Origin of the sequence: Phytohabitans houttuyneae (assembly GCF_011764425.1) — a bacterium.
In the GTDB taxonomy this organism is placed as follows: Bacteria; Actinomycetota; Actinomycetes; order Mycobacteriales; family Micromonosporaceae; genus Phytohabitans; species Phytohabitans houttuyneae.
The window spans coordinates 2,473,993-2,500,759 of sequence record NZ_BLPF01000001.1 but is presented as its reverse complement, the minus strand read 5'-3'; the positions used below and the strand labels follow the sequence as shown (position 1 = coordinate 2,500,759).

General features: G+C 71.0%; 30 protein-coding genes and 2 pseudogenes. 22 read left to right on the top strand and 10 right to left on the bottom strand.

What is annotated here, in order from left to right:
- Window positions 1-47 precede the first annotated feature (47 nt).
- Genes rpsP through rimM form a run of 3 tightly spaced genes read left to right on the top strand, consistent with a single transcriptional unit; the run spans window position 48 to window position 1,293 of the window.
- Window positions 48-506, top strand: a complete 459-nt coding sequence (gene rpsP / locus Phou_RS10990; protein WP_173055921.1) for a 30S ribosomal protein S16 — start codon at window positions 48-50, stop codon at window positions 504-506.
- The gene (locus Phou_RS10985) at window positions 481-741 is read left to right on the top strand and encodes an RNA-binding protein (RefSeq protein WP_173041827.1); all 261 of its coding nucleotides are present in this window, start codon (window positions 481-483) and stop codon (window positions 739-741) included. The genes rpsP and Phou_RS10985 overlap by 26 nt, the downstream gene beginning before the upstream one ends.
- A gap of 6 nt (window positions 742-747) precedes the next feature.
- Window positions 748-1,293, top strand: coding sequence for a ribosome maturation factor RimM (gene rimM, locus Phou_RS10980; protein WP_173058249.1), 546 nt, complete (start codon window positions 748-750; stop codon window positions 1,291-1,293).
- 224 nt (window positions 1,294-1,517) lie between these two features.
- Here the strand turns inward: rimM and Phou_RS10975 are convergent, their stop codons facing one another.
- Window positions 1,518-1,829, bottom strand: coding sequence for a hypothetical protein (locus Phou_RS10975; protein WP_246273484.1), 312 nt, complete (start codon window positions 1,827-1,829; stop codon window positions 1,518-1,520).
- A gap of 5 nt (window positions 1,830-1,834) precedes the next feature.
- Window positions 1,835-2,086 (bottom strand): hypothetical protein, encoded by a 252-nt coding sequence (locus Phou_RS10970; protein WP_173055919.1) that lies wholly within the window; start codon window positions 2,084-2,086, stop codon window positions 1,835-1,837.
- A gap of 64 nt (window positions 2,087-2,150) precedes the next feature.
- Here Phou_RS10970 and trmD point away from each other — a divergent pair, with 64 nt between their 5' ends.
- The 9 genes and pseudogenes from trmD to Phou_RS10925 all read left to right on the top strand — a co-directional run bounded on the left by trmD (window position 2,151) and on the right by Phou_RS10925 (window position 8,150).
- Window positions 2,151-2,918: a tRNA (guanosine(37)-N1)-methyltransferase TrmD gene (gene trmD, locus Phou_RS10965; protein WP_173055917.1), complete on the top strand. Its 768-nt coding sequence runs from the start codon at window positions 2,151-2,153 to the stop codon at window positions 2,916-2,918.
- A 104-nt stretch (window positions 2,919-3,022) separates the two neighbouring features.
- The gene (gene rplS / locus Phou_RS10960) at window positions 3,023-3,379 is read left to right on the top strand and encodes a 50S ribosomal protein L19 (protein WP_173055915.1); all 357 of its coding nucleotides are present in this window, start codon (window positions 3,023-3,025) and stop codon (window positions 3,377-3,379) included.
- A 271-nt stretch (window positions 3,380-3,650) separates the two neighbouring features.
- Entirely contained in the window at window positions 3,651-4,520 is an 870-nt protein-coding gene (gene lepB, locus Phou_RS10955) for a signal peptidase I (protein ID WP_173058248.1), read from the top strand.
- Window positions 4,517-5,149 carry a signal peptidase I gene (gene lepB, locus Phou_RS10950; protein WP_173055913.1) on the top strand — a complete coding sequence of 211 codons (633 nt, stop codon included), beginning with the start codon at window positions 4,517-4,519 and terminating at the stop codon, window positions 5,147-5,149. The genes lepB (Phou_RS10955) and lepB (Phou_RS10950) overlap by 4 nt, the downstream gene beginning before the upstream one ends.
- A 37-nt stretch (window positions 5,150-5,186) precedes the next feature.
- A complete protein-coding gene (locus tag Phou_RS10945; protein WP_173055911.1) occupies window positions 5,187-5,657 on the top strand; it encodes an NUDIX hydrolase in 471 nt (156 codons plus the stop codon).
- A gap of 91 nt (window positions 5,658-5,748) precedes the next feature.
- Window positions 5,749-6,560 (top strand): annotated as a pseudogene (locus tag Phou_RS10940) (ribonuclease HII).
- Window positions 6,557-6,880, top strand: coding sequence for a DUF2469 domain-containing protein (locus Phou_RS10935; RefSeq protein ID WP_173055909.1), 324 nt, complete (start codon window positions 6,557-6,559; stop codon window positions 6,878-6,880). The pseudogene Phou_RS10940 and the gene Phou_RS10935 overlap by 4 nt, the downstream one beginning before the upstream one ends.
- A gap of 392 nt (window positions 6,881-7,272) precedes the next feature.
- Window positions 7,273-7,785, top strand: a complete 513-nt coding sequence (locus Phou_RS10930) for a M23 family metallopeptidase (protein ID WP_371872102.1) — start codon at window positions 7,273-7,275, stop codon at window positions 7,783-7,785.
- Window positions 7,782-8,150, top strand: coding sequence for a hypothetical protein (locus Phou_RS10925; RefSeq protein WP_173055906.1), 369 nt, complete (start codon window positions 7,782-7,784; stop codon window positions 8,148-8,150). The genes Phou_RS10930 and Phou_RS10925 overlap by 4 nt, the downstream gene beginning before the upstream one ends.
- A 69-nt stretch (window positions 8,151-8,219) precedes the next feature.
- Here the strand turns inward: Phou_RS10925 and Phou_RS10920 are convergent, their stop codons facing one another.
- From Phou_RS10920 to Phou_RS10890, 7 genes are all read right to left on the bottom strand, one after another.
- The gene (locus tag Phou_RS10920; RefSeq protein WP_246273483.1) at window positions 8,220-9,410 is read right to left on the bottom strand and encodes an aminotransferase class V-fold PLP-dependent enzyme; all 1,191 of its coding nucleotides are present in this window, start codon (window positions 9,408-9,410) and stop codon (window positions 8,220-8,222) included.
- 37 nt (window positions 9,411-9,447) lie between these two features.
- Window positions 9,448-9,591 carry a hypothetical protein gene (locus Phou_RS10915; protein WP_173055904.1) on the bottom strand — a complete coding sequence of 48 codons (144 nt, stop codon included), beginning with the start codon at window positions 9,589-9,591 and terminating at the stop codon, window positions 9,448-9,450.
- Window positions 9,592-9,732: 141 nt separating this feature from the next.
- The gene (locus Phou_RS10910; RefSeq protein WP_173058246.1) at window positions 9,733-10,620 is read right to left on the bottom strand and encodes a tyrosine recombinase XerC; all 888 of its coding nucleotides are present in this window, start codon (window positions 10,618-10,620) and stop codon (window positions 9,733-9,735) included.
- Window positions 10,621-10,707: 87 nt separating this feature from the next.
- A complete protein-coding gene (gene dprA / locus Phou_RS10905) occupies window positions 10,708-11,982 on the bottom strand; it encodes a DNA-processing protein DprA (protein WP_173055902.1) in 1,275 nt (424 codons plus the stop codon).
- Window positions 11,979-13,499, bottom strand: coding sequence for a YifB family Mg chelatase-like AAA ATPase (locus Phou_RS10900; RefSeq protein ID WP_173055893.1), 1,521 nt, complete (start codon window positions 13,497-13,499; stop codon window positions 11,979-11,981). The genes dprA and Phou_RS10900 overlap by 4 nt, the downstream gene beginning before the upstream one ends.
- Before the next feature lie 28 nt (window positions 13,500-13,527).
- The gene (locus tag Phou_RS10895) at window positions 13,528-13,887 is read right to left on the bottom strand and encodes a YraN family protein (protein ID WP_173055891.1); all 360 of its coding nucleotides are present in this window, start codon (window positions 13,885-13,887) and stop codon (window positions 13,528-13,530) included.
- Between the two features lie 106 nt (window positions 13,888-13,993).
- A complete protein-coding gene (locus Phou_RS10890; RefSeq protein WP_173055888.1) occupies window positions 13,994-15,124 on the bottom strand; it encodes a DUF2332 domain-containing protein in 1,131 nt (376 codons plus the stop codon).
- 111 nt (window positions 15,125-15,235) lie between these two features.
- On the opposite strand from Phou_RS10890, the gene Phou_RS10885 reads away from it, so the two are divergent.
- The 9 genes and pseudogenes from Phou_RS10885 to Phou_RS10845 all read left to right on the top strand — a co-directional run bounded on the left by Phou_RS10885 (window position 15,236) and on the right by Phou_RS10845 (window position 24,740).
- The gene (locus Phou_RS10885) at window positions 15,236-16,015 is read left to right on the top strand and encodes a hypothetical protein (protein ID WP_173055886.1); all 780 of its coding nucleotides are present in this window, start codon (window positions 15,236-15,238) and stop codon (window positions 16,013-16,015) included.
- Between the two features lie 1,506 nt (window positions 16,016-17,521).
- Window positions 17,522-18,352: a 30S ribosomal protein S2 gene (gene rpsB / locus Phou_RS10880; RefSeq protein ID WP_173055884.1), complete on the top strand. Its 831-nt coding sequence runs from the start codon at window positions 17,522-17,524 to the stop codon at window positions 18,350-18,352.
- Between the two features lie 42 nt (window positions 18,353-18,394).
- Complete coding sequence (gene tsf / locus Phou_RS10875; protein WP_173055882.1) at window positions 18,395-19,225, top strand: translation elongation factor Ts; 831 nt, start codon at window positions 18,395-18,397, stop codon at window positions 19,223-19,225.
- Between the two features lie 226 nt (window positions 19,226-19,451).
- Complete coding sequence (gene pyrH, locus Phou_RS10870) at window positions 19,452-20,189, top strand: UMP kinase (protein WP_173058245.1); 738 nt, start codon at window positions 19,452-19,454, stop codon at window positions 20,187-20,189.
- A 57-nt stretch (window positions 20,190-20,246) separates the two neighbouring features.
- Entirely contained in the window at window positions 20,247-20,804 is a 558-nt protein-coding gene (frr, locus tag Phou_RS10865) for a ribosome recycling factor (RefSeq protein ID WP_173055880.1), read from the top strand.
- Window positions 20,747-21,892, top strand: a pseudogene (locus Phou_RS10860) (phosphatidate cytidylyltransferase); the annotation flags it as partial. The gene frr and the pseudogene Phou_RS10860, both read left to right, overlap by 58 nt.
- A gap of 45 nt (window positions 21,893-21,937) precedes the next feature.
- Window positions 21,938-23,071, top strand: coding sequence for a dual-specificity RNA methyltransferase RlmN (rlmN, locus tag Phou_RS10855; RefSeq protein WP_173055876.1), 1,134 nt, complete (start codon window positions 21,938-21,940; stop codon window positions 23,069-23,071).
- A 5-nt stretch (window positions 23,072-23,076) separates the two neighbouring features.
- The gene (locus Phou_RS10850) at window positions 23,077-24,207 is read left to right on the top strand and encodes a DivIVA domain-containing protein (protein WP_173055874.1); all 1,131 of its coding nucleotides are present in this window, start codon (window positions 23,077-23,079) and stop codon (window positions 24,205-24,207) included.
- Between the two features lie 173 nt (window positions 24,208-24,380).
- Window positions 24,381-24,740: a hypothetical protein gene (locus Phou_RS10845; protein WP_173055872.1), complete on the top strand. Its 360-nt coding sequence runs from the start codon at window positions 24,381-24,383 to the stop codon at window positions 24,738-24,740.
- A gap of 72 nt (window positions 24,741-24,812) precedes the next feature.
- Here Phou_RS10845 and Phou_RS52475 read toward each other — a convergent pair whose 3' ends face one another.
- The gene (locus Phou_RS52475) at window positions 24,813-25,034 is read right to left on the bottom strand and encodes a DUF2631 domain-containing protein (protein ID WP_246273482.1); all 222 of its coding nucleotides are present in this window, start codon (window positions 25,032-25,034) and stop codon (window positions 24,813-24,815) included.
- A 142-nt stretch (window positions 25,035-25,176) separates the two neighbouring features.
- On the opposite strand from Phou_RS52475, the gene Phou_RS10835 reads away from it, so the two are divergent.
- Window positions 25,177-26,742, top strand: coding sequence for a Rieske 2Fe-2S domain-containing protein (locus Phou_RS10835; RefSeq protein WP_173055870.1), 1,566 nt, complete (start codon window positions 25,177-25,179; stop codon window positions 26,740-26,742).
- The last annotated feature ends 25 nt before the right edge of the window (window positions 26,743-26,767 follow it).

Here is a 26,767-nt window from a genome sequence, read left to right as displayed (position 1 = left end):
TGGCGATCCGGTCAGCTCACCCGTATCGCACAGGAGCGAAAACAAACGTGGCCGTAAAGATCCGGCTCCTGCGGATGGGTAAGATCCGCAACCCGCAGTACCGCATCGTCGTCGCCGACTCCCGCACCAAGCGTGATGGTCGCGCGATTGAGTACGTCGGCATTTACCAGCCGAAGGAAGACCCTTCGATCATCGAAGTCAAGTCGGACCGGGTGCAGTACTGGCTCTCCGTCGGCGCCCAGCCCAGCGAGGCTGTCCAGCGCCTGCTGGAGAAGACCGGCGACTGGCAGAAGTTCAAGGGCCAGCCCGCGCCGCCGCCGCTGCTTGTGGCCGCCGAGCGCGCCGACCGCAAGGCGGCGTACGAGGCGGAGGCCAAGGCGGCCGCCGGCGTCGCGGAGGCGGCCCCGGCCAAGCCCGCGAAGAAGGCGACCAAGAAGGCGGCTGCCGAGGCATCCGCCGAGAAGACCGAGGAGCAGGCCGGTGCGGACTCCGGCGAGCAGGTCTGAGGTGGCACTCCGGCCCGCGCTGGAGCACCTCGTCAAGGGCATCGTCGACCACCCGGACGACGTTCGGGTCCGCATGATCGACTCACGCCGCGGCAAGCGGCTGGAGGTGCGCGTGCACCCCGAGGACCTGGGCACCGTGATCGGCCGCGGCGGGCGCACCGCCAAGGCCCTGCGGCAGGTCATCGGGTCGATCGGCGGCCGCGGCGTGCGGGTCGACATCGTCGATTCGTACTGATAGATGCTGCTTTACGTCGGGCGCATCGCCCGGCCGCACGGGATCCGCGGTGAGGTCATCGTGGACCTGCGGACGGACGACCCGGATGAGCGTTTCGCCCCCGGAAAGGTCCTGGTGACCGATCCGGGGGCGATGCCGTCCAAAGACACCGACCCGGCCGCCTTCCAGGTGCCGGAGCGGCTCACGATCGAAGAGGTCCGGTCCCACCACGGGCGCCTGATCATCGGGTTCGACGGCATCTACGACCGCAACGTCGCCGAGGCGCTCCGCGGGGTGCTGCTCTGCGTCGACAGCGCCGACGTGGGCCCGCTGGCGGATCCGGATGAGTTCCACGACCACCAGCTGGTGGGTTTGACAGCGGTGACGCCGTCGGGGGAGACCCTCGGCGAGGTGGCCCGCATCGACCACGCGCCCGCTTCCGACCTGCTGGTGCTGCGCCGGCCCGAGGGGCACACGGCGCTGGTGCCGTTTGTGAAGGCGATCGTGCCCGAGGTCGACCTGGCCGGTGGCCGCGTGATCGTCGATCCTCCGGAAGGCCTCTTCGACCTCTGACGGGTTTGGCCGTGACCGCGGATGGAGACCCTCCTTCCGTGGCCAGGGCCCAGTTCCCTGGCCACGGGGTCGGGGTCATTCTTCGTCAGAAACCCGGAGGCATTGGGTTTCCGTCGGGGAACCCGGAGGCGTGGGTTCCCCGTTTTAGAACCCCCGGGTGGCGGGGAGGCGTGGTACGTCCGCCACCCGGGGGCTGTCACCGGTCGGGGGGATGACCGGCTGTTTCAGGCCGCCTTGGCCGGAGGCAGGGCAGGAGCGGCCAGATGGCAGATGGTCGTTCGGGTCGACCATCCGGTTACGCGAAACGTGTACGCCGCCGCGACCGCCGCCCGAGCCCAGCGCATGCGGGCGACGGCGATGTCGGGGTGGTCGCCGAACTCCTGCGCGACCATGGCCACGCAGTTCTTCGCGCCGTACGCGCGAACGGTCCGGACGACCGCGGCACGTACCTGCTCCGCGCTGGGGCGCTGCGAGTGCTGCAGATCGGACACGAACAGCGCTTCACACCGCGTTGTGGTGATGTCCAGCCGGGGCATGGTTATCACCATCGCCCGGTGTTGCGGGGCAAACATCCGCCACTACGCGGAGACTCGGATGTGGGGGTGGGGATGGGGGTGGCGACGATCGCGAGAATCTGCTCGACGGTCGTGTTGGCCCGGTCGGCGATCTGGTCGATCGACGCCTCGCTGGCGAGGGCTTGCCTGATCGCCGAGCGCCAGGTGACGTCGGCCCGGGCGCGAACCTCCGCTGCCTGGTCCAGCACGTAGAGTGCCTGCTCGGATGATCCGTACATGGGTTAAAGACTCGGCCAGAGCGCGTGCGGATACATCCGCCACCATGCGGAGGTCGAAATAGGGATGCGGATCGACGTTGTCACGATCTTCCCGGAGTACCTTGGCCCACTCGACCTGTCCTTGATCGGCAAGGCGCGGGCCAGCGGGCTGCTCGACGTGGGCGTACACGACCTGCGGACGTGGACCCACGACGTGCACCGGACGGTCGACGACAGCCCGTACGGCGGGGGGCCGGGCATGGTCATGCGCCCCGAGCCGTGGGGCGAGGCGCTGGACGCGCTGGCTTCTGACGGCGGGGCGCGGCTCGTGGTGCCGACGCCGGCGGGCCAGGTGTTCAGCCAGGCACTGGCGCACGAGCTGGCGGCCGAGCCGCACCTGATCTTCGCGTGTGGCCGATACGAGGGCATCGACCAGCGGGTACTCGACCACGCCGCCACCCGCATGCCGGTCACCGAGGTCTCGCTCGGCGACTACGTGCTCTTCGGCGGGGAGGTGGCGGTGCTGGTCATCTGCGAGGCGATCGTGCGGCTGCTGCCCGGCGTGCTGGGCAATGCCGACTCGCTGGCCGACGAGTCGCACGCGCACGGTGTGCTGGAGGCGCCGGTATACACCAAGCCGCCGGAGTGGCGCGGCCGCGGCGTACCCGACATCCTCCGCTCTGGTGATCATGGCCGGATCGCGCGGTGGCGCCGCGATCAGGCGCTGTTACGCACGGCACAGCGCCGCCCGGATCTGCTTGCCGCGCTTGACCCCGGTACCCTGGACAAGCGCGACCTCGCCCTCCTCGACGGGGCCGGATTTCAGGTCCGGGGTGCCCATATGGCAAAGTAGTGAGGTTGCCGCGACCAGCTCACCGCCCTCCGGTGTGCCCGCGTCCTCATCCCCGGCCGCCGCCGGGTGGTGATCGCCCCAACGAGCCATGAGGAAGCCAAGCGATGAACACGCTCGACACACTGGACGCCCAGTCGCAGCGGACCGACCTCCCCGCCTTCCGCGCCGGTGACACCGTCAAGGTGCACGCGCGGGTGGTCGAGGGCAACCGTTCCCGGGTCCAGGTCTTCCAGGGCGTGGTCATCCGGCGCCAGGGCGGCGGCCTGCGCGAGACCTTCACGGTCCGCAAGGTCAGCTTCGGCGTCGGCGTGGAGCGCACCTACCCGCTCAACAGCCCGGCGATCGACCGCATCGAGGTCGTGACCCGTGGCGCGGTCCGCCGGGCCAAGCTCTACTACCTGCGCGAGCTGCGCGGTAAGGCCGCCAAGATCAAGGAAAAGCGGGAGAAGCAGGCGAGCTGAGGCTCGCCCCTCCTGACATCGATCCGGGTGCCCACAGTGGCCGCTCCGGGTTTGTGTTCTTGGCATTAGCCGCTTCGGGTGCCGGCCGGATACGCTGTGCGCGGTGACGTACGACGAACGCTTCGTCCGCGGTCAACGCCAGGGCGGCGCGACACCCCCGCACTACCGCTCGCCAAGCCTCCGAGGAGGGGGCCCCGCGGGCGGTAGTGCTGTATCTCGGACTCGGGGGGCGCGCGACGTGCAGCGGGAAGAGGACGTCGATCCATGGCGGATGCCCCGACGCGCCAGCGGGCGGCGGCGGCAGATGCCGCTGTGGCAAGAGCTTCCGCTGCTGCTGATCGTCGCGTTCTGCCTGGCCGTGTTGATCCGCACCTTCCTGCTGCAGGCGTTCTTCATCCCCTCGGGGTCGATGGAGGACACGCTGCTGGTCGGCGACCGCGTGCTGGTCAACAAGATCGTGTACGACGTCCGCGACCCGGAGCGCGGTGAGGTCGTCGTCTTCCGCGGCCCACCAAACTGGACACCCGAGTTCCAGGACGAGCCGCAGGTCGGCTTCATGGCCAAGCTCGGCCGCACGGTCGGCGACCTGGTCGGCGTGAGCCGCCCCGGCGAAAAGGACTTCATCAAGCGGGTCATCGGCGTGCCCGGCGACAAGGTCAAGTGCTGCGACGAGCAGGGCCGCGTGCAGGTCAACGGCAAGTCGATGGACGAGCCGTATGTGCTGGAAAACTCCGATCCCGACCTGCCACCCAACCCGCGCGAGTGCCGCTCCCGCCAGTTCGACGAGATCACCGTCGCCCCGGGCAACCTGTTCGTGATGGGCGACCACCGCCTTGTCTCCCAGGATTCGCGCTGCCAGGGTCAGGTGCCGATCGACAACGTGATCGGGCGCGCCTTCGTCATCGTCTGGCCGTACGACAGGTGGGCCGGGCTCGGCGTGCCGTCCAACTTTGACGACGTGCCGCGGGCCGCGGCGCTCGGACCGCCGGCGGAGTCTCCGGCTCGCCTGCCTGACCAGGGAGGTTTCGCTGTCGTCCTACCGCTGCTGCTGCCGCTCGCGCTGTTCAACCGGGGGTCTTTGGCCTTCTCCGCGCGTTCTCGACGCCCTTACTCAGGTCGCCGTCGTAGGCTCCGTCCGTGATTGACGAGCAGACCGACAAGCGCCGCAGTTCGTTCTGGCGCGAGCTTCCCATCCTGTTGGGCGTAGCGATCCTGGTTGCGGTGCTCGTGCGCGCCTTCGTGCTGCAGACGTTCTACATTCCGTCGCCGTCGATGGAGCACACACTCGACATCTACGACCGGGTGCTCGTCAACAAGCTCGTCTACGACTTCCGCTCCCCGCACCGCGGCGAGGTCGTGGTGTTCGAGGCGCCCGCCGACTGGCGCAGCAACCCGGACGGCGAAGACTTCATCAAGCGGGTTATCGGCGTGGGCGGCGACCACATCGTCTGCTGCGACCCCGACCAGCGCCTGATCATCAACGGGCAGTCGCTCGACGAGCCGTACCTGTTCTCCGAGGGCGGCACCACCGACCTGGCCGCCGACGAGTCGTTCGACATCACCGTGCCCAAGGGGCGGCTGTGGATGATGGGCGACCACCGCTCGGCCTCCGGTGACTCGCTCGAGCACTGGGAGCGCACCCGCGATCTCAACTCCTCCACGATCTCCGAAGACGCGGTGATCGGGCGGGCGTTTGTCGTGTTCTGGCCGGTCGGGCGGGCCAAGTGGCTGTCCGTGCCCAAGCCCTTCGACAAGGTGCCCGACGCCTGATTCTCGGCCCACCGCGGCAACGCAATAGGGTGGGCTGGTGGACGGTATACCTCGCCGGGCGGCACGGGTGCTGCTCGTCGACGGTGACGACCGCGTGCTGCTGTTTCGCGGCTTCGACCCGGCCCGGCCGCACCATCGGTTCTGGTTCACACCAGGTGGTGGTCTCGACCCCGACGAGCCGTACGCGGCCGGCGCCGCGCGCGAGCTCGCCGAGGAGACCGGCCTGCGCTTGATGCCTGAGCAGCTGGGCGAGCCGGTCTGGGACGAGGTGACGGAGTACCCGTTCGACGGCCTGTGGTACCGGCAGCGGCAGGAGTTCTTCCTCGTGCGCGTGCCAAGCTGGGAGGTCGACACGCGCGGCTTCGACCAGGTGGAGCGCGACTCGATCGACGATCACCGGTGGTGGGAGGTGGCGGAGCTGGAGGCGACCGAGGAGCGGGTGTACCCGGTGGATCTCGCTCCCTTGCTGCGACGTCTGCTTACCGACGGCGCGGGCTCGTCATGCTGACCCGGCCGCGGGCGGGTGTGCGCCTTGAGCGTGCGGCTTGGGCGGTGGTCCGTTTCGAAGTGGGCCCTGACTGTGTGGCTGGGGGTTTGTCGTGTTGACGCCGCCGCGGACGGTGGTGCGCCGGGAGGGTGGTATTTACGCCCTTGAGCGGGCGCTGCAGCGCCGCGGCTTCCGGATCGTGGCGGGGGCCGACGAGGCCGGACGTGGGGCCTGTGCGGGCCCGCTGGTGGCCGCGGCGGCGGTGCTGCCCGAAGGCAAACGCGGCGAGATCGACGAGCTGGCCGACTCCAAGCTGCTGACCGCCGCCGCCCGCGAACGGGTCTACGCCGAAGTCGTCAAGCGCGCCCTCGCCTACGCCGTCGTGATCATCCCGGCCGACGAGGTCGACGCCCGCGGCCTGCACGTGTGCAACCTCGCCGCCATGCGCCGCGCGCTCGCCGCGCTCACCACTCGCCCGGAGTACGTGCTGACCGACGGCTTCGGCGTCGATGGGCTGGGCGTGCCGGGCCTCGCCGTGTGGAAAGGCGACCAGGTGGCCGCCTGCGTGGCAGCGGCCAGCGTGCTCGCCAAGGTCACCCGGGACCGGATCATGGTGGGCCTGCACGAGCGCTTCCCGCAGTACGGCTTCGACGAGCACAAGGGCTACGTCACCCCCGAGCACAACGCCGCGCTGGCCAGTCACGGCCCGTGTGCGGAGCATCGCTTCTCGTACGTCAACGTGGCCACCGTCTCCGGCCGCGACTCGCGCCCGCCCCGCTCCCGCCGTCCCGCCGCGGTGGGTGTGCTCGAGCCGATGGGGCAAGGCGTCCCCGCAGGGGGTACGGTCGGCGTGGCGTTGGCCGAGGGGGCGCGGCTGCCGGTGTCGGTGGGGAAGATGTGGCCATGGAAGGCGGAGTGCGATGAGCGCGGAAGATCTCGAAAAGTACGAGACCGAGATGGAGCTGCAGCTCTACCGGGAGTACCGCGACATCGTCCGCCAGTTCTCCTACGTGGTCGAGACCGAGCGCCGCTTCTACCTCGCCAACCAGGTCGACCTGCACGTTCGTAATTCGGACGGCGAGGTCTACTTCGAGGTCGAGATGCACGACGCCTGGGTGTGGGACATGTACCGTCCCGCCCGCTTCGTGAAGAATGTCCGCGTCATGACCTTCAAAGACGTCAATGTCGAGGAGCTGGAAAAGCCCGACATCTCCCTCCCGACGGAAAACGGCTTCGGCGGCTAGCGTCGCTTTGGCGGCTTGCGCGTCTCCTCGCACGCGCCGTTAACAGATCAACAAGCTTTTCGGGCGTTGTCCACAGCGGGCCCGGTCATCCACAGGTTGGCCGCGGCCCGTTTGGCTTCCTCCTGGCACGCGCCGACGCTGCTCTCCATGCATGTGTCGGCCTGGCTGTTCGCGATCTTGCTTACTGTGGTGGGTGCTCCGCCCGGCGGGCGCCCTGAGCTTTCCGAGTCCCGGGAGTTTTCGGGTTCGGTGGTTGTGCGGGCCTCGGTGTTCGCTGGGGTGCCCGGGCCTGCTCGTTCTTGGGGTCCCGATCGGTCTTGGGGACCTGCCCAGGCTTGGGGTCCTGATCAGGCTTGGTGGCCTGGCCAGGCCTCGGGTCCTGATCAGGCTTGGTGGCCTGGCCAGGCCTCGGGTCCCGGGCGGGCCTGGGACCCGCTCGGGTCCGCGCCTGGGCTCCGGTCCCGGCTGCCTCCTTCCGGTGGCCGCTGGACGGGCCACCGCACGTCGTCCGGCGCTTCGACCCACCGCCCAGCCCCTGGCTAGCCGGCCACCGTGGCGTCGACCTCGCCGCCGTCCCGGGTGTGACAGTGCGAGCCGCCGGCGCCGGCACCGTCCATTTCGCCGGCCGCGTGGCCGGTCGAGGCGTCGTGAGCGTCAACCACCCGAACGGCCTGCGCACCACCTACGAGCCGCTGGAGCCCACCGTCACCGCCGGACAGGCCGTGGCCGCCGGCGACGAGATCGGCACGCTCGCCGCAGGGCACGCCGGCTGCGCGGCACAGGCCTGCCTGCACTGGGGCTTGAGACGCGGCGAGGAGTACCTGGACCCGCTGGCCCTCCTGGGCCTCGGCCGGGTGCGCCTGCTGCCCTTGGGTGGGACCGTCTCAGCCGGGGCGCCTCGGTGACCGCCCAGCAAGGGCTGGCACCGCCCAGCGATCCGGAACAGCCCGCCGAGCAACTTCGGCGCCGCGCCACCTGGGCGGTGCCGGGGCCGACCAGCGATCCGGAGTGGCCCGCCGGCCGTGGCGTGACCGGGGATCCGGAGTGGCCCGCCGGCGGTGCGGAGACCGGCGATCTGGAGAGGCTCGCCAGCTGGGCGGAGACCGGCGACCCGGAATGGCGCACTCGCCTGCGCGCAGCCGTCGAGCGGACGGTGAGGCAGCGCGCTGCCCGCACCGAGCACCGCCGCGCGTTGGGCGTGCGCCGCGCCGCCGGCATGCAAGCCCGCCAAGCCACCCGCCTGGGCCGCATCAACGACCAACTCCGGTGACCGGTCAGGTCGGGCCGGGACGCATCCGTGCGCTCAACGAAGGAGGCGGGAGCCGGGCAGAACGCGCGCTCAGCGCAGGCCGCGGAGGAAGGCGGGGAGTCGCTCAGCCAGCCGGTCGTACTCCTCGCGGCGGTTGTAGACCTGCCCGCACAGCCGCAGCCACCCTCGGCCGCTCCAGGACATCACGCCCACGACGGCCGACAGCTCCCGCTCGATCCGCTCGGGGAGCCGCTCCGCCGCTTCGAAGGTCGTCGCCACGCCGGCCGGCAGAGGGAGGATGCGCATGGCGAGTTCGGGTGAGCCGGGGTCGGGGAGTTCTTCCGGGGTCAGGCCGAGCGCGGCGCCTACCACCCGCTGGCCGTACGCCGCCAGCTCGGCGTTGTGCGCGCGCACCCGGTCCGCGCCGAGGGTGCGCAGCACGAAGAGCCCGGTCGGTGCGGCCAGCCACGGCGTGTAGTCGAGCGTGCCCTGCCACTCCACCCTCGCCGGGTAGCCGGTGCCCTGCTCCCACGAGATGGCCAGCGGATCGATGCGGTCGCGCCAGTGCGGGGCGACGCTGAGCAGGGCGGTGCCGCGCGGGGCGTACGCCCACTTGTGCAGGTTGCCCACCCAGAAGTCGGCCCCGATCGCGTCGACCGACACGGGCAGCATGCCGGGGACGTGGGCGGCGTCGACGAGCACGGGTACCTCACGCTCGCGTGCGGCTGCCGCGATCTTGTCGACCGGGAAGAGGCGTGCGGTCGGCGAGGAGATCTGGTCGACGATGAGCAGGCGGGTGCGGCCCGGGCGGAGCGCCTGGGTGACCGTCGCCGTGACCTCGTCGTCGCTGGCATCGAGCGGCACTCCTACGGTGCGCACGGTGGCGCCGGTGCGGCGGCACTCGCGTTCGGCGGTGAAGGCGATCGCGCCGTACCGGTGGTCGGTCAGCAGCACCTCGTCGCCGGAGCGCAGCCCCAGCGACTGCAGCACGATTGCCGCGCCGATCGTGGTGTTGCCGACCAGCGCGGCGCCCTCCGGGTCGGCGCCGAGAAAGGAGGCGAGGTGGCGCCGGGTGTGCGCGATGCGGTCGGGCAGGTCACGGAAGTAGCGGATCGGGTTGGTCTCGCCCTCGTCACGCACCCGCTGCTGCGCGCGCTGGACGGCGACCGGCACGGCTCCGCGCGCGCCGTGGTTGAGGTACGCGATGGCGGGATCGAGCGAAAAGCCTTCCCGGATCCGGTCCCAGCCGACGTCCACGCCCTCGACCACCGCGCCTCCCACGTGCCAACCCTACGCGGCGCTGGGGCACCGTGGCGCGTCACCTGTCCCGCTCGGGCGGCCACATGCACCCTCCCCACGGGCAGCGGTCCTTGACCTCCCGTATCCGCCACGCCTCCAGCCACGGCCTCGGCGGTGGTGATCCCTTGAGCCGCTCGAACATCTCGTTGAGCTGAGGCCACATCGGTCGCTTGCTCCCCTCCGGTCACCCCTGTCACAAGCACCTGCACCCACAGCACGCGTGGGCGGGGTCAGCGGTTGCTTGGGACCCCAACCAAGGGGGCGAGGCTGGCCCGCGCACTCCAGCAGGACCGCGAAGCAGGACCTATGCGCGGGGATGGGCCTGGCGGTACGCGGCGCGGAGTCGTTCGACCGAGACGTGGGTGTAGATCTGGGTGCTGGAAAGTGACGCGTGGCCCAGCAGCTCCTGCACCGCGCGCAGGTCGGCGCCGCCCTCCAGCAGGTGGGTCGCCGCCGAGTGGCGCAGGCCGTGCGGGCTGGTGTGCGGGAGGCCGGCAGCGCGGGCGTAGCCGCTCACGATGCGCCGCGCGATCGTCGGCTGCAGCCGGCCGCCGCGCGCTCCCAGCAGCAGCGCGTTGCCGCTGGAGCTGTTGGACAGGGCGGCGCGGCCCAGGCGGAGCCAGTCGTCGACGGCCTCCTCGGCGGGCAGTCCATAGGGGACGGAGCGTTCCTTGCCGCCCTTGCCGAGCACGCGCACCACGCGTCGGCCGCGGTCGACGTCGGCCACGTCGAGGCCGCACAGCTCGCTGACGCGGATGCCCGTCGCGTACAGCAGCTCCAGCAGCGCACGGTCGCGCAGCAGCACCGGAGACGCCTCATCTCCCGGCGCCAGCACCAGCGCCTCGGCCTGGTCGGCGCGGAGCACAGCCGGCAGGTCACGGTGGGCCTTCGGGCTCGCGAGCTGGGCACCGACGTCGGCGGTCATGAGCTCGGCTCGGTGCGCCCACGCGCTGAACGTGCGCGCCGACGCCGCGCGGCGGGCCAGCGACGTGCGTGCGGCGCCCAGCGTGCGGAGCTTTGCCAGCCAGCTGCGGAGCACGGCGATGTCGATGTCGCCCGGTGCGACGCATCCCATGAGCGTGGCGTGGTCGAGGAGGGAGACGACGTCGCCCACGTACGCCCGGACGGTGTGCGCCGACCGGTTGTCGACGCGAGCGAGGTGGTCCGCGAAGTGGTCGACCGCCTCGCGCATCGGCTCGGGCAGACCTTCGTGGATCGCCCGGATGCTGACGCTCTTTCGCTTCACACCGCTGACCGTGGAAGCCAGGACCGGGGCGTGTCAAGGCGCCGCGCCGGCCTCGTGATCCATGGGCGGCCCCGATCGCGTGCCGCCGACCGCCGCGGGAGCCGGCTCGGCGCCGCTGCCCGCCCGGGCGCGCGCGGGCTTGGGCGCGAGCGTGTAACCGCCGGCGCGGCGAGCCACGAACCCCATGCTCTCGAGGAGCGTCAGCTTGCGCATCGCGGTGCGGATGTCGAGGCCGGCCTTGGCGGCCAGCTCGTCGGGGCCTGCGGAGCCGCGCCGGGGCACCGACTCCAGCACCATCGCCGACTCGATGTCGAGGCCGTCGTGCGGGCGCTCGGGGCCGCGCGGCCGGGGTGCCAGCTCTCCGATGCGGCCGACCTCCTCCAGAACGTGGTCGACGCCGGCGACCAGCCGCACCTCCGGGTAGTCGCGGATCAGGCCGTGGCAACCCACCGACATCGCGGACGTCACCGGACCGGGCACGACCATCGGCCTGCGGTCAAGCGCGATCGCGCGGCGGAGGGTCTGGCTGGCGCCACTGCGCGCGGACGCCTCGACGACCACGGTGCCTCGGGTGGCCGCCGCGATCACGCGGTTGCGGATCAGGAAGCGGTGGCGCACCGGCACCGTGCCGGGCGGCCACTCGCTGATCAGCAGGCCTCCGTCGGCGATGCGGTCGAAGAGGCCGGTGTTGCCGGACGGGTACGGCTTGTCGACGCCGCAGGCCAACACCGCCACCGTGAGCCCACCCGCGTTGAGCGCGCCCCGGTGCGCGGCCGCGTCGATCCCATGGGCGCCGCCGGAGACCACGGTCCACTCCCGCTCAGCCAGCTCGAACGCGAGCGTCGTGGCCACGTGCTCGCCGTAGTGCGTGGAGGCGCGCGCGCCCACCACCGCCACTGACCGCGTGAGCGCCTCGTCGAGCCGTGGCACGCCGCGCACCCACAGGCACAGCGGGGGCGCGACGTCGCGGTCGATGCGGTCCTTGGCCGGGCGGCCCAGCAGGCGAGTGAGATCGCGGACCGGCTGGGGCCACTCGTCGTCTTCGGGGATGACGATGCGGGCGCCGAGCCGCTCGGCCCGGTCGAGCGCCGCCTCCGCCACCTTGCGCGGATCACCGGCCACCATCCGGGCGGCTGCCGCACCCCGCAGCTGCTCGTCCGGCACGTCGCCCTCCACGAGCCGCTCCAGCGCGCGGACTGGACCGTTGGCGTTGACCATGCGATGCACGGCCTCGTTTCCCGGCTCGATCAGCCAGTGCAGCGCGATCCGGGCCAGCCGCACGTCTTCCTTCACGAGTCCCTCCCTCATGGAGCTATGCCGGTGCGGAGCTGAGTGGCCTCGAGCACGTCATCTCCATCTGGCCGGTGGCGACCGTCGAGGTCGGCGATCGTCCAGGCGAGCCGGAGGATGCGATCGAAGCCGCGGGCGGACAGCGAACCGTGGTCGAGGCGGGTGCGCAGCGCCTTGGTGTCGGTGGACGGCAGGCGCCACGGTGGCCGCCGCAACGCGGTGCCGGGCACGTCGGCGTTGGTCCGCCAGCCGTGCGCGGACCAACGGGCGGTCGCCGCCGCGCGCGCCTTGAGCACGCGGTCGGCCACCACGGCGGACGGCTCGCTGCGCGAGTCGGGCGCGAGCAGCTCGGCGGCACCGAGCGGCTCAAGCGTGACCTGAACGTCGATCCGGTCGAGCAGCGGACCGGAGAGGCGCCCGATGTAGCGGCGGCGCGCCACCGGGCTGCACTCGCAGAACTGGTCGCCTGCCGGCTTTGCACATGGGCAGGGATTGGCCGCGAGCACAAGCTGAAAGCGTGCGGGGTATTCAGTCGCGCCGTCGGTCCGGCGCAACAGGATGCTGCCCGTCTCCAGCGGCTGCCTCAGCGCGTCGAGGGCGCGCCCGGTGAACTCGGCCGCCTCGTCGAGAAACAGCACCCCATGGTGGGACAGCGAGACAGCTCCCGGGCGCGCCAGGCCGGAGCCGCCACCGACAAGCGCCTGGACGGTCGCGGTGTGGTGCGGTGCCTGAAACGGTGGCCGGCGCCGCAGTCGCCCGCCCGGCGGGAGCGCACCGGCGATCGAGTGCAGCGCGGTCACCGCCAGCGCGGCCTCGTCGTCGAGCTCGGGCAGGATCGACGGCAGGCGCTCGGCGAGCATGGTTTTTCCCGCGCCGGGCGGGCCCAGCAGCGCCACGTGATGCCCGCCGGCGGCGGCCACCTCGATCGCGCGCCGGCCGAGCGCCTGGCCGGCCACATCGGCCAGATCGGGCCCCTCCGGCTCCGCGTCGGGATCGCCCTCGGGCGGGTCGAGCAGCGGCCCGCCGTCGCGGACGAACGCGACCAGCCGGTGCAACGTGTCGACGGCCTTGACCTGCACGCCGGGCACGACGGCCGCCTCCGACGCGTTGCCGATCGGCACGACCACCCGACCGATCCCGGCCTTGGCCGCGGCCGCCACCATCGGAAGCGCGCCGCGCACCGGACGGACAGTGCCGTCGAGCCCCAGTTCGCCGAAGATGGCCACCCCCTCGAACGCGGCCAGCGGCAACTCACCCGCCCCGCCGAGCAGCACCACCGCGATGGCGAGATCAAATGCCGAGCCGGTCTTGCGCATACCGGCTGGGAGCAGGTTGACCGTGATGCGGCGGCTGGGCCAGCGCTGCCCTGAGTTGACGATCGCGGCGCGAACCCGGTCGCGCGCCTCGCTCAGCGCGGTGTCGGGAAGGCCCGACAGCACCACGGCCGGAAGTCCGGGCGAGAGGTCCGCCTCCACCTCGACCAGGTGGCCGGTGACGCCAACGAGCCCCAGCGAGAGCACCTTCGCGTAGCTCACGGCCGCCCTCGCTCCCCGCGATGCCGCATCAGAAGGCCCCGCGCAGGTGCTCGACGCGCGCCGCACCCCGCCGCTGGGGGAGCACGGAAACCACGTCGAAGCGCACGTCGTGGCCGTGCAGGTCGTGCTCGTGCAGCCAGCGCAGCGCGAGCCGCCGCAGCCGCCGCGCCTTGGTCGGCACGATCGCGCAGACCGGCGGCCCGAACTCCAAGCTGCGCCGCGTCTTCACCTCGCAGAAGACGATGTCGTCGCCGTCCCGGGCGACGATGTCGATCTCACCGTCGGTGCAGCGCCAATTGCGCTCGACGATCCGGATGCCTGCCTCGATCAGGTGGGCGACCGCACGCCGCTCGCCGTACGCACCGACCGCCAATGTCGCCGTCGTCATGGGAAAAGAGCATGTGGGGGAGGGGACGGGTGCGGAACGGGACCATGATCGATCTGTGGACAGGCGGGTGGGCTGTGGAGAGCCGGACAATCATGCGGTGGGTGTGTTATGAGGCTGGCTCGTACCCGTACTCCCGCTGCACCCACTCCAACCACTGACCGTGCGGCCCGGTCCGGGCCAGGACCTCGACGGTGGCCCGGCCGCCCCGCCAGACGACAAGGGTGAGCAGGCCCACGGCCAGCATCCCGCGCGGGCCTGCCTCCGCCGGCCTCCCGGTGAAGAGTTCCGCGCCGCACTGGGACGCCTCGTTCAGCACCACGGCGAGGTCGCGCCGCGCTCCGACCTCGGCCAGCGTGGCGGCGAGGCGGCGGCTGTCGGCGGCCGACAGGTACATGAGCGCGTTGGACGTGAAGACGCACGGCACGACGTCCTCATCCACAGTGGACAACACGCCCGGCAGCGTGGCCACCATCTCGCCCGCCACCAGCCGCGGTCGCGCGGCCACCACCTCGGCCAGCGCCGCGTCGAGGCGGGTCAGCCGCTCGGTGTGCTCCGGCCACACGCAGGCCCGCAGCCACTCGACGGCACGCGGATCGGCGGCGTCCACAGGGGACAGATCGATGCCCACCCGATCGGCCACCACAAGGTCCGCCGCGGCCGGCGACGGCCACCGCCCGCCGCGCACCTCGCAGCTCATCGTCAGCCCGCCCGCCGGCCCGTAGGACTCCACGCGATCGCCGTCGCGGTACTCGCAGGTGTACCGATCGCTGATCAACAGCAGGCCCGCGCTGGTGCCGAGTTCGACGAGCGTCAACGGCCGGCCGAGCATCTCGGCGGCGCGGCCGAACGCAGGCCGCAGGAGGGCGGCGCGGCGCGCCTCGTTCGTCTGGGTGGTCCTGGTCGCGCAGAGCGCGGTGAGATCGTCGCGGTGCGCGGCCACGAGGTCCGCCAGCGCCGCCGGCATCGCGCTGTCCGCCTCACGCGTGCCGCCGAGCGTCGGGAGGTACCCGGCGAGCGGGTGGCCCGGCGCGACGGTGCGCAAGATGTACTGCACCGCGGCGAAGAACAGGATCGCCCGCCGCTGCCCCGGCGGGGCCGCAAGCAGCGGGGTGGCGAGCTGCGGGTGGTCGGCGACGGCGGCGGAGAGGTGTTCGTACCGGATCGAGTGGCCGCGGAACTCCCTGCGCGCGAAATGCCGGAACGTCCGGGTCAGCATGGCCGCGTCCGCCGGTGTCATGCCGGGATCGTGCCCGCCCGCCCGCCGCGCCGCGCGCAGCGACGCCGATCACAGATGTTTGCCCGCTTTGCGAAGGTGGCCTATTCGCGCCAGGTCGCATAGGTTGCGGCCGTGGACCCTCAACGGAACGCCCCCGACCAGGCAGATCGCGGCTGGTACGACCGCCGCCACGGCGAGCCGGAGTGGGAGGGCTACCGCCTGCCGGGCCCGCGCGGCGCGGGCGAGTCGCTGGAGGCGGACCCGCTGGCGGGAGGCACGCACGCCGCGTCGCCGCCCGCGTACGACCAGCAGAGCGCCTACAACCCCCTCGCCGCGCCGGCGATCGAGGTGCCCGCCTACGGGCCGCCGCCGTCCTCCTACAGCACGCAGCAGGTGCCCGCGCCCGCCGCGTACGAGGTGCCGCCCGCGGCACAGCAGGTCCCGCCGCCACCGCCGCCGGGCTACAAGTCGTTCGAGGAGCCCACCGGCGCGGTGCCGCCCATCGCACCCCGCCCCGAGGCCGGGCCGATCGAAACGCAGCGCTTCCACACCGAGGCGATCGACCGCTCCGCGCTGCACCGCCCGTCGATGCCGCCGGCCGACGGGGTGTACCGGACAAAGCGGCCCGCGGCGGGCATCGTCTTCGCGGTACTCGCCGCGATCTTCGAGATCCCGGCGCTGCGGCTGCTCGCGGACGCCGCGGTCGGCGGGCCCGTGGTGGCCTCCGGCGTGGTGGCCGGCACGTTCCTGGTCGCCGGGTTGCCGCTGGTGGCGTTCGGCCTGTACGCGCTGGTCACCGGCGCCAACCGGCTCCCCAGCGACGGCGCGGGACCGCAGGCGTGGCTGCGCCCTCCGACCGCCTACCTGCCGATCGGGCTGGTGCTGCTCGTGGCGGCGGCGCTGGCGACCTGACAACCAAGATTTTGAGCTACCGCGACGTCCGTCGTGGTCCGGACCGTTGCTCCCGCGGCCTCGCCGTTCGCGGTGGGCCAGCGTCGGGGTGGTCCTGTCCGCCGGATGGTCGCCCTTGGACCGGGGTCGCACAGTGGCTGCGGACGTCGGATCCCGCCGTTTCGGAGGCGGTAGGGGTTCACGATCTGCTCGCTGGCGTTGCGTGTCGACGCCTTGTGCGCGCTGGGTGCCGGCTGGAAGCCGCGAGGCGGCGGAGGCTTGGGCAGATGTGATCGCGCTTGCTCTTGGACCGCGAACGCTGGGCTTTGAGGTCATCGCATCGTGATCGTGGGACATTGGTGGCCCATTCGGGGTGGTAGGCGTCCTCGATCTGCTCGTGGCGCCGGGTGTTGGCGCCGATCGAGGGGGTCCCGCTCGCGGCGGCCGGTGTGGTGTTGGGTGTCCGCTGGAAGCCGTGAGGGTGCCGGCTTGGGCTGACGTGATCAGGAGCGAAGGCTCTCCGAGCGGGGTTTGGGGTGATCGCTTGTGGGCGTCGGTGTTGGCGCCGATCGAGGGATCCCGCTCATAGCAGACGGTGTGGTGCTGGGTGCCTGCTTGAAGCGGCGAGGGCGCGGGCTGTTGTGATCGCGAGCGAGCGCACGCATTTGACCGCGAAGGGTCTCCGAGCGGGGTTTGGGGTGGTCGCGTAGTGATCGTGGACGTTTACAGCCCCTGGACGGGCAGGAAGGGTCCACGATCTGCTCGCTGGCGTCGGGTGTGGCACCGATCAAGGGATCCCGCTCGTAGCAGACAGTGTGGTGTTGGTGCCTGCTGGAAGCGGCGAGGGCGCCGGCTGGGGCTGATGTGATCACGAGCGAACGGTCTCCGAGCGGGATTTCGACGTGGTCGCACTGTGATCTTGGACGTTGGTTGCCCATCCAGCCCATCCAGGGGTGGCAGACGTCCACGATCTGCTCGCTGCATCGGGGGTTGACGCCGATCGAGGACCTCATGGGCGGCAGCGGCGTGGTGCTGGGCGTCCGCTGGAAGCAGCGCGAGCGCCCCCATGGCCTGATGCGATCGCGAGCGGACGCTTGCCCTTGCAGCTTGCGGTGTCACCCAGCAGGCCTGACCAGGCAAGATGCAAGCCTGCCTGACTTGAGTTCCAGACGACGAAGACTCGGAAAGACGCGGATCAAGGACCCGTGCACAGCAGGCAGCCTCGTGCCGGGAAGCAGCCGCCGTGCACCAGCCGCTGTCACTGGCGAGGCGGGCGTTGCCCCAGGAATCCAGAGCGAACGCCCGCCCCCAGCCCGCCCGGCGACGGAGCGGAGCGGGGCGTACACTGGTCGACTGGCGACCGCCTCTGGCGGCCGACCTCGCGCGCCCTCCCCACGGCTTCGTCCATGGGGCGACGGTCCCCTGGTCCCGACGTTGTCGGGCCCACCCTGGCCGGCGATCAGGCGCCAGGACGCCTGACCGACCGGTCGGGCGTGACAACCAGGGAAGATCGAGGAGCACCCCACCATGGCCGTAGTGACCATGCGCCAGCTGCTGGAGAGCGGTGTCCACTTCGGGCACCAGACTCGCCGCTGGAACCCGAAGATGAAGCGGTTCATCTTCACCGAGCGCAACGGTATCTACATCATCGACCTGCGCCAGACGCTCGACTACATCGAGAAGGCGTACGACTTCGTCCGCGGCACCGTCGCTGAGGGCGGCAGCATCCTGTTCGTCGGCACGAAGAAGCAGGCCCAGGAGGCGATCGCTGAGCAGGCGACGCGGGTCGGCCAGCCGTACGTCAACCACCGCTGGCTCGGTGGCATGCTGACCAACTTCCAGACCGTGTACAAGCGGCTGCAGCGCATGAAGGAGCTGGAGTCGCTCGACCTGACCGGCACCGCCGCGGGGTACACGAAGAAGGAGACCCTCCAGCTGTCCCGCGAGAAGGACAAGCTGAGCCGCACGCTCGGTGGCCTGCGCGACATGCAGAAGGTGCCGGCCGCGATCTGGGTGGTCGACACCAAGAAGGAGCACATCGCCGTCGACGAGGCCCGCAAGCTGGGCATCCCGGTGATCGCCGTGCTCGACACCAACTGCGACCCGGACGAGGTCGACTTCCCGATCCCGGGTAACGACGACGCGATCCGTTCCGCCGAGCTGCTGACCAAGGTTGTCGCGACGGCGGTCGCCGACGGCCTGATCGCCCGCTCCGGCCGCGCGACCCGCAGCGGTGCCGAGGAGAAGCCCGAGCCTGGTGTGGTCGGCGCTGACGAGCCGCTGCCCGAGTGGGAGCGCGAGCTGCTCGAGGACACCGAGAAGAAGGCGGACGAGCCGGCGCCGGCCGCCGCCGAGTAGGACCCACAAGCCAGTCGACAACCACGACCCAAAGAGAGAGTCATGGCCAACTTCACCGCCGCGGACGTCAAGAAGCTCCGCGACCTCACCGGCGCCGGCATGATGGACGCCAAGAAGGCGCTCGACGAGGCGGAGGGCGACTTCGACAAGGCTGTCGAGGTCCTGCGCATCAAGGGTGCGAAGGACGTGGGCAAGCGTGCCGGGCGCACCGCCGCCAACGGCCTGGTGGCGCACTCGGGCAAGGCGCTGCTCGAGCTCAACTGCGAGACCGACTTCGTCGCCAAGAACGCCGATTTCGTCGCGCTGGCCCAGCGCCTTGTCGAGCACGGTGACACCGCCGGTCTGACCACCGCTGAGGAGCTGCTGTCCTCGACGCTGGCCGACGGGCAGACCGTGGCCGACGCGGTGCAGGACCTGTCCGCCAAGATCGGCGAAAAGCTGGTGCTCAACCGCTACGGCGTCGTCGACGGCACCGCCGCGGTCTACCTGCATCGCAAGAGCCAGGACCTGCCGCCGGCGGTCGGCGTGCTGGTGGAGTACACCGGCAAGACCGACGAGGCGGGCGACGCCGACGCGCGTGGCGTGGCGATGCAGATCGCCGCGATGCGCCCGAAGTACCTGACCCGCGAGGAGGTGCCGGCCGATGTCGTGGAGTCGGAGCGCCGCATCGCCGAGCAGACCGCGCGCGAGGAGGGCAAGCCGGAGGCGGCGCTGCCCAAGATCGTTGACGGTCGGGTGAACGCCTTCTTCAAGGACTTCGTCCTGCTGGAGCAGGCGTCGGTCGCCGACAACAAGAAGTCGGTCAAGCAGGTGCTCGGCGAGGCCGGCATCGAAGTGACCCGCTTCGTGCGCTTCGAGGTCGGCCAGGCCTGATCGGCCTTCCGACTGCGAAGACGAAGCGCCAGTACAAGATCGAACAGCCGAGGAGGCCGCCGGTGGACGTGACCGTCACGGCGGCCTCCTTGTCACGTAGTGTGAGCGGCAGCGCCGGTGACGCCGGAGCGCGCCACACCAGCACCACCAGCACCATCAGCAAGGCAGCCAACGACGGCGGAGGGCGGACCGGATGACGCAGACGGTGGCGGGAGACCCCGCGACGATGGACGATCCGACCGCACCGCCCCCCGGGCGTTCGCGCCGCGTGGTGCTCAAGCTTTCCGGTGAGGTCTTCGGCGGCGGCGCGGTCGGTGTCGACCCCGATGTCGTGCAGGCCGTGGCCCGGCAGATCGCGAGCGTCGTGCGTCGCGGCGTGCAGGTCTCGGTTGTCGTCGGCGGTGGCAACTTCTTCCGCGGCGCCGAGCTGCAAAAGCGCGGGATGGACCGGGCCCGCGCCGACTACATGGGCATGCTCGGCACGGTCATGAACTGCCTGGCGCTCCAGGACTTCCTGGAGAAGGAGGGCATCGAGACGCGGGTGCAGACCGCGATCAACATGGCCCAGGTCGCCGAGCCGTACATCCCGCTGCGCGCCATCCGCCACCTGGAGAAGGGGCGCGTCGTGATCTTCGGCGCGGGCGCCGGCATGCCGTACTTCTCGACCGACACCGTCGCCGCGCAGCGGGCCCTGGAGATCCACGCCGATGTCGTGCTGATGAGCAAAAACGGTGTCGACGGCGTGTACACGGCCGACCCGCGCACCGACCCCACCGCCGTCAAGCTCGACACGATCACCTTCGACGAGACGCTGCAGCGAGGCCTGCGGGTCGCCGACGCCGCCGCTTTCAGCTTGTGCCGCGACAACGGTCTGCCGATGCTGGTGTTCGGAGCCGAGGGCGACGACACGATCGTCAAGGCTGTGAGCGGCGAGCGCATCGGCACGCTGATCACGGCCAACTAGGCGAGCATCGGCACCCCTGATCACTGCTAACTAGCTAGAAGGGAGGCGACGGGGCAGGTGATCGACGACACCCTCCTCGAGGCCGAGGAAAAGATGGAGCGCGCGGTCGAGCACGCCAAGGAGGAGTTCGCGGCGATCCGCACCGGGCGCGCCAACGCGGCGATGTTCTCCAAGATCATCATTGACTACTACGGCAGCCCCACCCCGCTGACCCAGATGGCCTCCGTGGGCACCCCCGAGCCACGGATGGCGATCATCAAGCCCTACGACGCTTCGCAGCTCGGCGCGATGGAAAAGGCGATCCGCGACTCCGACCTGGGCGTCAACCCCAACAACGAGGGCACCCAGCTGCGCATCCTGCTGCCGCAGATGACCGAGGAGCGCCGCCGCGACATGATCAAGGTGGCCCGCCACAAGGGCGAGGAAGCCAAGGTCGCGATCCGCAACGTGCGCCGCAAGGCCAAGGAAGAGCTGGACCGCATCGTCAAGGACGGCGAGGCCGGCGAAGACGACGGCCGCCGTGCGGAGAAGGACCTCGACGACACCACCCACCGGTACGTGACGCACATCGACGAGCTCGTGAAGCACAAGGAAACCGAGCTGCTCGAGGTCTGATGTCGCAACTCGACCCCTACGGCAACCAGACGCCCAACCGGGCACCCGACTCCTGGGTGCCGGACCCCTGGCTGGACCAGCCCGACCGCGAGCCGGCCGGCGAGTGGCCGACCCGTAACGGGCGCGCGGACGAGCCGTACACGGGGTCGGGTGACCTTCCGTACTCCGAGGCCGAAGCGCAGACCGCCGCGTACCCGCAGGTGCAACCCCGCGCCGAGGCGGACGCGGAGCCGGCGACCGACCCGGTGCGGCCGCGGCGCCCCGGTCCCGGAAAGCGGCGCGCGACCGGCCGGGCCGGCCGCAACCTGCCCGCGGCGATCGGCGTGGGCGTCACGCTCGGCGCGGTGGTCATCGCGTCGCTGTTCGTGTGGCGCCCCGCGTTCCTCGCGGTGATCGTGGTCGCTCTCGGCGTCGCCATCTGGGAGATGAGCCGCGCGGTGCGCGCCGTGGGCGCGCACCCGCCGGCGGTGCCGCTGGCCGCCGGTGGCCTGGTCACGATCGGCATGGCCTGGTACGCCGGTGAAGACGCCCTCATGCTCGGCTTCCTCGTCACGCTGTTGGCCACGCTCGTGTGGCGGCTCGCCGACGGCCTGTCCGGCTTCGGGCGGGACGCGGCGGCGGCCACGCTCATCGCGGTGTACGTGCCATTCCTCGGCGGCTTCGCCGCACTGCTCGCCGAGCCCGACGACGGCGCCCGCCGCGTGATCGTCACACTCGCCGCGGTAGTGCTTTCCGACACAGGCGGGTACGTGGCCGGCGTCTTCTTCGGCAAGCGCCCCATGGCCCCCACGATCAGCCCCAAAAAGTCGTGGGAAGGGCTGGCCGGCTCACTCGTCGCGACCGCGGTGGGCAGCGCGATCCTGCTCTACCTGCTGCTCGACGTCGAGCCGTGGTGGGGTGCCGTGTTCGGTTTGGCACTGTCGATTGCGTCGGTACTGGGCGATCTGGCCGAATCGATGCTCAAGCGCGACCTGGGCATCAAGGACATGAGCAACCTGCTGCCCGGACACGGTGGCCTGATGGATCGGCTTGATTCCATCCTGTTCGCGCTGCCGACCGCGTACCTGCTGCTGGCCGTCTTCACCTGACACGAGTCCGCGCCAAAAGCGGGCGCATGGGAGACTGGACGAGCTATGACGAGCCTGCCCGTACTCCCGATCAGCCCTGACGCGCCGGGGCGCCGCCCGGCGCTGCCCCCGCGACACCTCGCCGACCTCGATCTGGCCGGCCGGCAGGCGTTGGTGGCGGAGCTGGGCGAGCCGGCGTTCCGGGCCAAGCAGCTGTCCACCCACTACTTCGGGCGGCTCGTGCGCGACCCCGCGCAGATGACCGACTTACCTGCCGCCACCCGCGACCGCCTGGCCGGCTCGCTGATGCCCCGCCTGCTCACCCCGGTGCGCGAGATGGCCTGCGACGACGGCGCCACCCGCAAGGCGCTGTGGCGGCTGCACGACGGCTCGCTGGTCGAGAGCGTGCTGATGGGCTACCCGGACCGCGTCACCGTCTGTATCTCCAGCCAGGCAGGCTGCGGCATGGCCTGCCCCTTCTGCGCCACCGGCCAGGCCGGCCTCACCCGCAACCTGTCCACCGCCGAGATCGTCGACCAGGCCGTCTACCTGGCCGGTGTGGCCGCCTCGGGTGCCGTCTCCGGCTCGCCGCCGCGGCTGTCGCACGTGGTGTTCATGGGCATGGGCGAGCCGCTGGCCAACTACTCCCGGGTCGTCGATGCGGTCCGGCGGCTGTGCGCGCCGGCGCCGGAGGGGCTCGGGCTCTCCCAGCGCCATGTGACGGTCTCCACGGTCGGGTTGGTGCCGGCGATGCGTAGGCTGGCGGGAGAGGGACTCTCCGTAACCCTTGCGCTGTCGTTGCACGCGCCCGATGATGAGCTGCGCGACGAACTCGTGCCCGTCAACCAACGCTGGAAGGTCGCTGAGGTGCTGGACGCCGCGTGGGACTACGCCTCCCGCACGGGTCGCCGCGTGTCCGTCGAATACGCGATGATCAGGGATGTGAACGATCAGCCGTGGCGAGCCGACCTGCTGGGGCGGCTGCTCGCCGGGCGGTCGACCCACGTAAACCTCATCCCGCTCAACCCGACGCCGGGCAGCCGCTGGGATGCGAGCCCGAAGCCGGTCGAGCGGGAGTTCGTGCGGCGCTTGCGCGAAGCCGGCGTTTCGACCACAGTGCGTGACACGCGAGGTCGGGAGATTGACGGCGCGTGCGGACAGCTGGCCGCCAGCGAGACCGGCAGCGCGGACGGAAGGTGACATAGGTGGCTAGTCAGGGTCAGCGGTTCCGGCGCCGGGCGCTGCGTCGCGGTTACAAGGTCGATGAGGTGGACGCCTTCCTCGACCGCGTGGAGGCCACCCTGGCCGGCGACCCGGTGGGAGCCCCGGTCGCCTCGCAGGAGGTCCACGACGTGGTCTTCCGCGTGCGCTTCGGCGGCTACGACGAGTGGCAGGTCGACCTCCACCTCGACCGCGTCGAGCGGCAGCTCGCCGAGCTGGAGGAGCGCGGCGGCTACGGCCGCGTCCCCGACCGCATGGGCCCGCCCGACCGCCTCGCCCCCGCCGACCGCATGGGCCCGCCAGACCGGCTGGGCCCGCCGGACCGCATGGGCCCACCCGATCGCATGGGTGGCGGCCCGATGACGGAGCGTATCGGCCCGCCGCTGCGCGACGACCGCATGCCCCCCGGCGGCCCCCCGATGCCCCAGCGCCCGATGCCCGCCCAGGCTGGCCGCGACCCCTACGGCCGCTACGACGACCAGGGCGGCTACGACCAGACCGGCGGCTACGGCGGCGGCAACGGCTTCGACGGCCCGCCCGGCCGCGGCGGCTTCGACGGCCCTCCACCCGGACGCGGTGGCTTCGACGGCCCGCCCCCGGGCCGCGGCGGCTTCGACGGACCCCCGCCCGGACGTGGCGGCTATGACGGCCCGCCCCCCGGCCGCGGCGGTTACGACGGCCCTCCGACCGGCGGCTTCGGCGCACCCCCCGGCGGCTTCGGCGGCCCGCCCGACGACCGCTACGGCGGCGACGAACGCTTCGACGGCTTCGCCGAGCCCGGCCGCCACGGCAAGGACATGACAGCCGAGATGCGCCTGGGGGGCCCTTCCATGGGCGGCCCGCCGCCCGGCATGCCCGGCCTGCCCCCGGAGCTCCAGCGCATCGACCAGCTGCGCCGCGGCTTCCAGGTGCGGCGCTTCGGCAGCGGCTACGACCCGGCCCAGGTCGACCGCCTCTTCGAGGGCATCTTCAACGCGGTGACCGGCCGCGGCCCGATGCCCATGAGCCCCAACGAGATCGACCGGGCGCAGTTCGGCCTTGTGCCGGGCGGCTACTTCGAGGCCGAGGTGGACGCCGCGCTCAAGGAGGTCAAGGACATCCTCCGCGGCCAGTGAGCGCCTCCCGGCCTGAAGATCCTTTTCAGACCGGGAGCTACCGCGACGCCCGCGGTGGTCCGGACCGTTGCTCCCGCGGCCTCACCCTCCGTGGTCGCCGGGCCTAAGACCAGGGCCTGCGGCCGGCGAAGAGCGGCTCCCGCCGTCCTGCCTCGGCTCGTATCCTGCTGGCCATGCTCGATGGCTCGCTCAGCTCACGCCCACCGCTCAGGCGAGCGCCCCGCACGCTGATCGCCACGCTGCTGGTGTTGGGAGTGGTGGTGTCATCCACCGCCACCCGCGAGCTGATCGAGGGCGCGATGGGCAGCGGCCCGCTCGCCGATCTGGGCTGGATCGCCGTTCCGGTGGTGGTCACGGCCTGGCTCGCGCCGCGTGCTTCCTACCGCCGCCGCGACGCGCTGTGGTGGTTTGTCGGCGGCGCCGGCCTCTACATCTTCGTGGTGATCGCATGGCGGGTCGCGTTTCTGCCCTACCGCGATTGGCCGCCTCGACCCGATGAGCCATCCCGAGCCCAGCGGCCGGTCCGGTTGTGAAACCGCGGAGGGTGAGGCCGCGGGAGCAACGGTCTGGACCACCGCGGACGTCGCGGTAGCTCAAAATTCTTGCTAGGAACGCAGGCCGTTTCGGCGCAGCACCACGTCGCCGATCAGGATCAGCGTGAGCACGCCGGCGATGACGATCAGGAAGACGTCCTCGACGCGGCCGGTGTGGTTGCCGATCAGCAAGGACAGCAGCACCAGGATCGTGAAAACCGCGCCGATGCGGGAAGCCTTACGGCCGCCCGGCTTGCGCTGGTCCGGTGAGGTCACCGGCTCGCTACCCGCCACCTTCGGGTCCTTCCCCTCGATCCGATCTGCGGTAAGTCTGGCATGCGCGGGAATCGTGCCCCGCGCCGGGATGTGGCCGCGCGCCCGGTAGCGTCGGAACGTAACCTCGACTGCGAGCGGCAACGAGTGTGGAGGCAGTGCGGTGCGAGTGACGGGTACCGGGCACGCGAGCATGCGGATCGACACGGCCGCGGGCAGTATCCTGTGCGACCCGTGGGTCAACCCGGCGTATTTCGCGTCGTGGTTCCCCTTCCCGGACAACTCGCTGTTGGACTGGGAGAGTTTGGGGCGTACCGACTACCTGTATGTGTCTCACCTGCACCGGGACCACTTCGACGCGGAGCATCTGAAGCGTTTTGTGTCGAAGAAGGCGACGGTGCTGCTGCCGGAGTACCCGACGAGCGAGCTTGAGGATGAGCTGCGGGAGTTGGGGTTCACGAGCTTCATCGAGACGAAGACCAACGAGGTGTTGGAGCTCGATGGTGGGCTGAAGGTGATGATCCAGGCGTTGACGTCGCCGACGGACGGGCCGATCGGGGACTCGTCGCTGTGGGTGGAGTACGGCGGGGTGCGGCTGCTGAACCAGAACGACGCGCGGCCGACGGACCTGTCGACATTCGCGGAGTTGGGGCATGTGCACGCGCACATGCTGCAGTTCTCTGGCGCGATCTGGTACCCGATGGTGTACGAGCTGCCGCAGACGGCGAAGACCGCGTTCGGTAAGCAGAAGCGGGATCGGCAGTTCGACCGCACATTCCGTTACATCGACGATCTCAAGGCGTCGCATGTGTTCCCGATCGCGGGTCCGCCGTGTTTTCTGGATGACGAGCTGTGGCAGTTCAACGACATCTTCGGCGACGAGGGCAACATCTTCCCGGACCAGTCGGTGTTCATGGCGGAGTACGCCAAGGTTGGCGGAACCAACGGTGTGGTGTTGTTGCCCGGCTCGGTGTCGGAGCTGACCGCGGACTCGTGCACGACGACGCATCCGACCGATGTGGACGAGTTCTTCGCCAACAAGCGGGCGCACCTGGAGGAGATGCGGGAGCGTAAGCGTCCGGTCATCGAGGCGGCGAAGGCGTCGTGGCGGCACCCCGAGATCGACGTGCTCAAGGAGATGAAGCGGGTCATCGAGCCGCTGCTGGACGAGTCGATCTATCTGGCCAAGGGTGTGGGTGGGCCGGTCCGCTTCGACCTGGTCGGGTATGACGGGGAGTCGGTCGAGTCGATCGTGGTGGACTTTCCGGAGGGGCAGGTGCGGCCCTACGGCGATGAGAAGGTCCGCTACCGCTTCCGCACCGAGCGGGCCCTTGTCGAGCACCTGCTGCACATCGGTGAGGTCGACTGGGTCAACTCGCTGTTTCTGTCCTGCCGCTTCTCCGCGGCCCGGATCGGTCAGTACAACGAGTTCGTGTACGCGTTCTTCAAGTGCCTGTCCGAGGAGCGGCTGCAGTACGCCGAGGGCTGGTACGACGAGCACTTCCAGAACGCCGACAAGGAAGACATCCGCCTGGGCGACTGGGTCGTGCAGCGCCGCTGCCCGCACCTGAAGGCCGACCTGACCCGCTTCGGGATCGTCGACGGCAACCAGCTCACCTGCCAGCTGCACGGCTGGAAGTTCGACCTGGCCAGCGGGCGGTGCCTGACCAGCGTGGGACACGAGATCCGCGCCAGCAAGGCGCCCGCACCGGCCAACCGATCGGAGTAATCGCCTGTCGCGCCCGCGCTCCTTG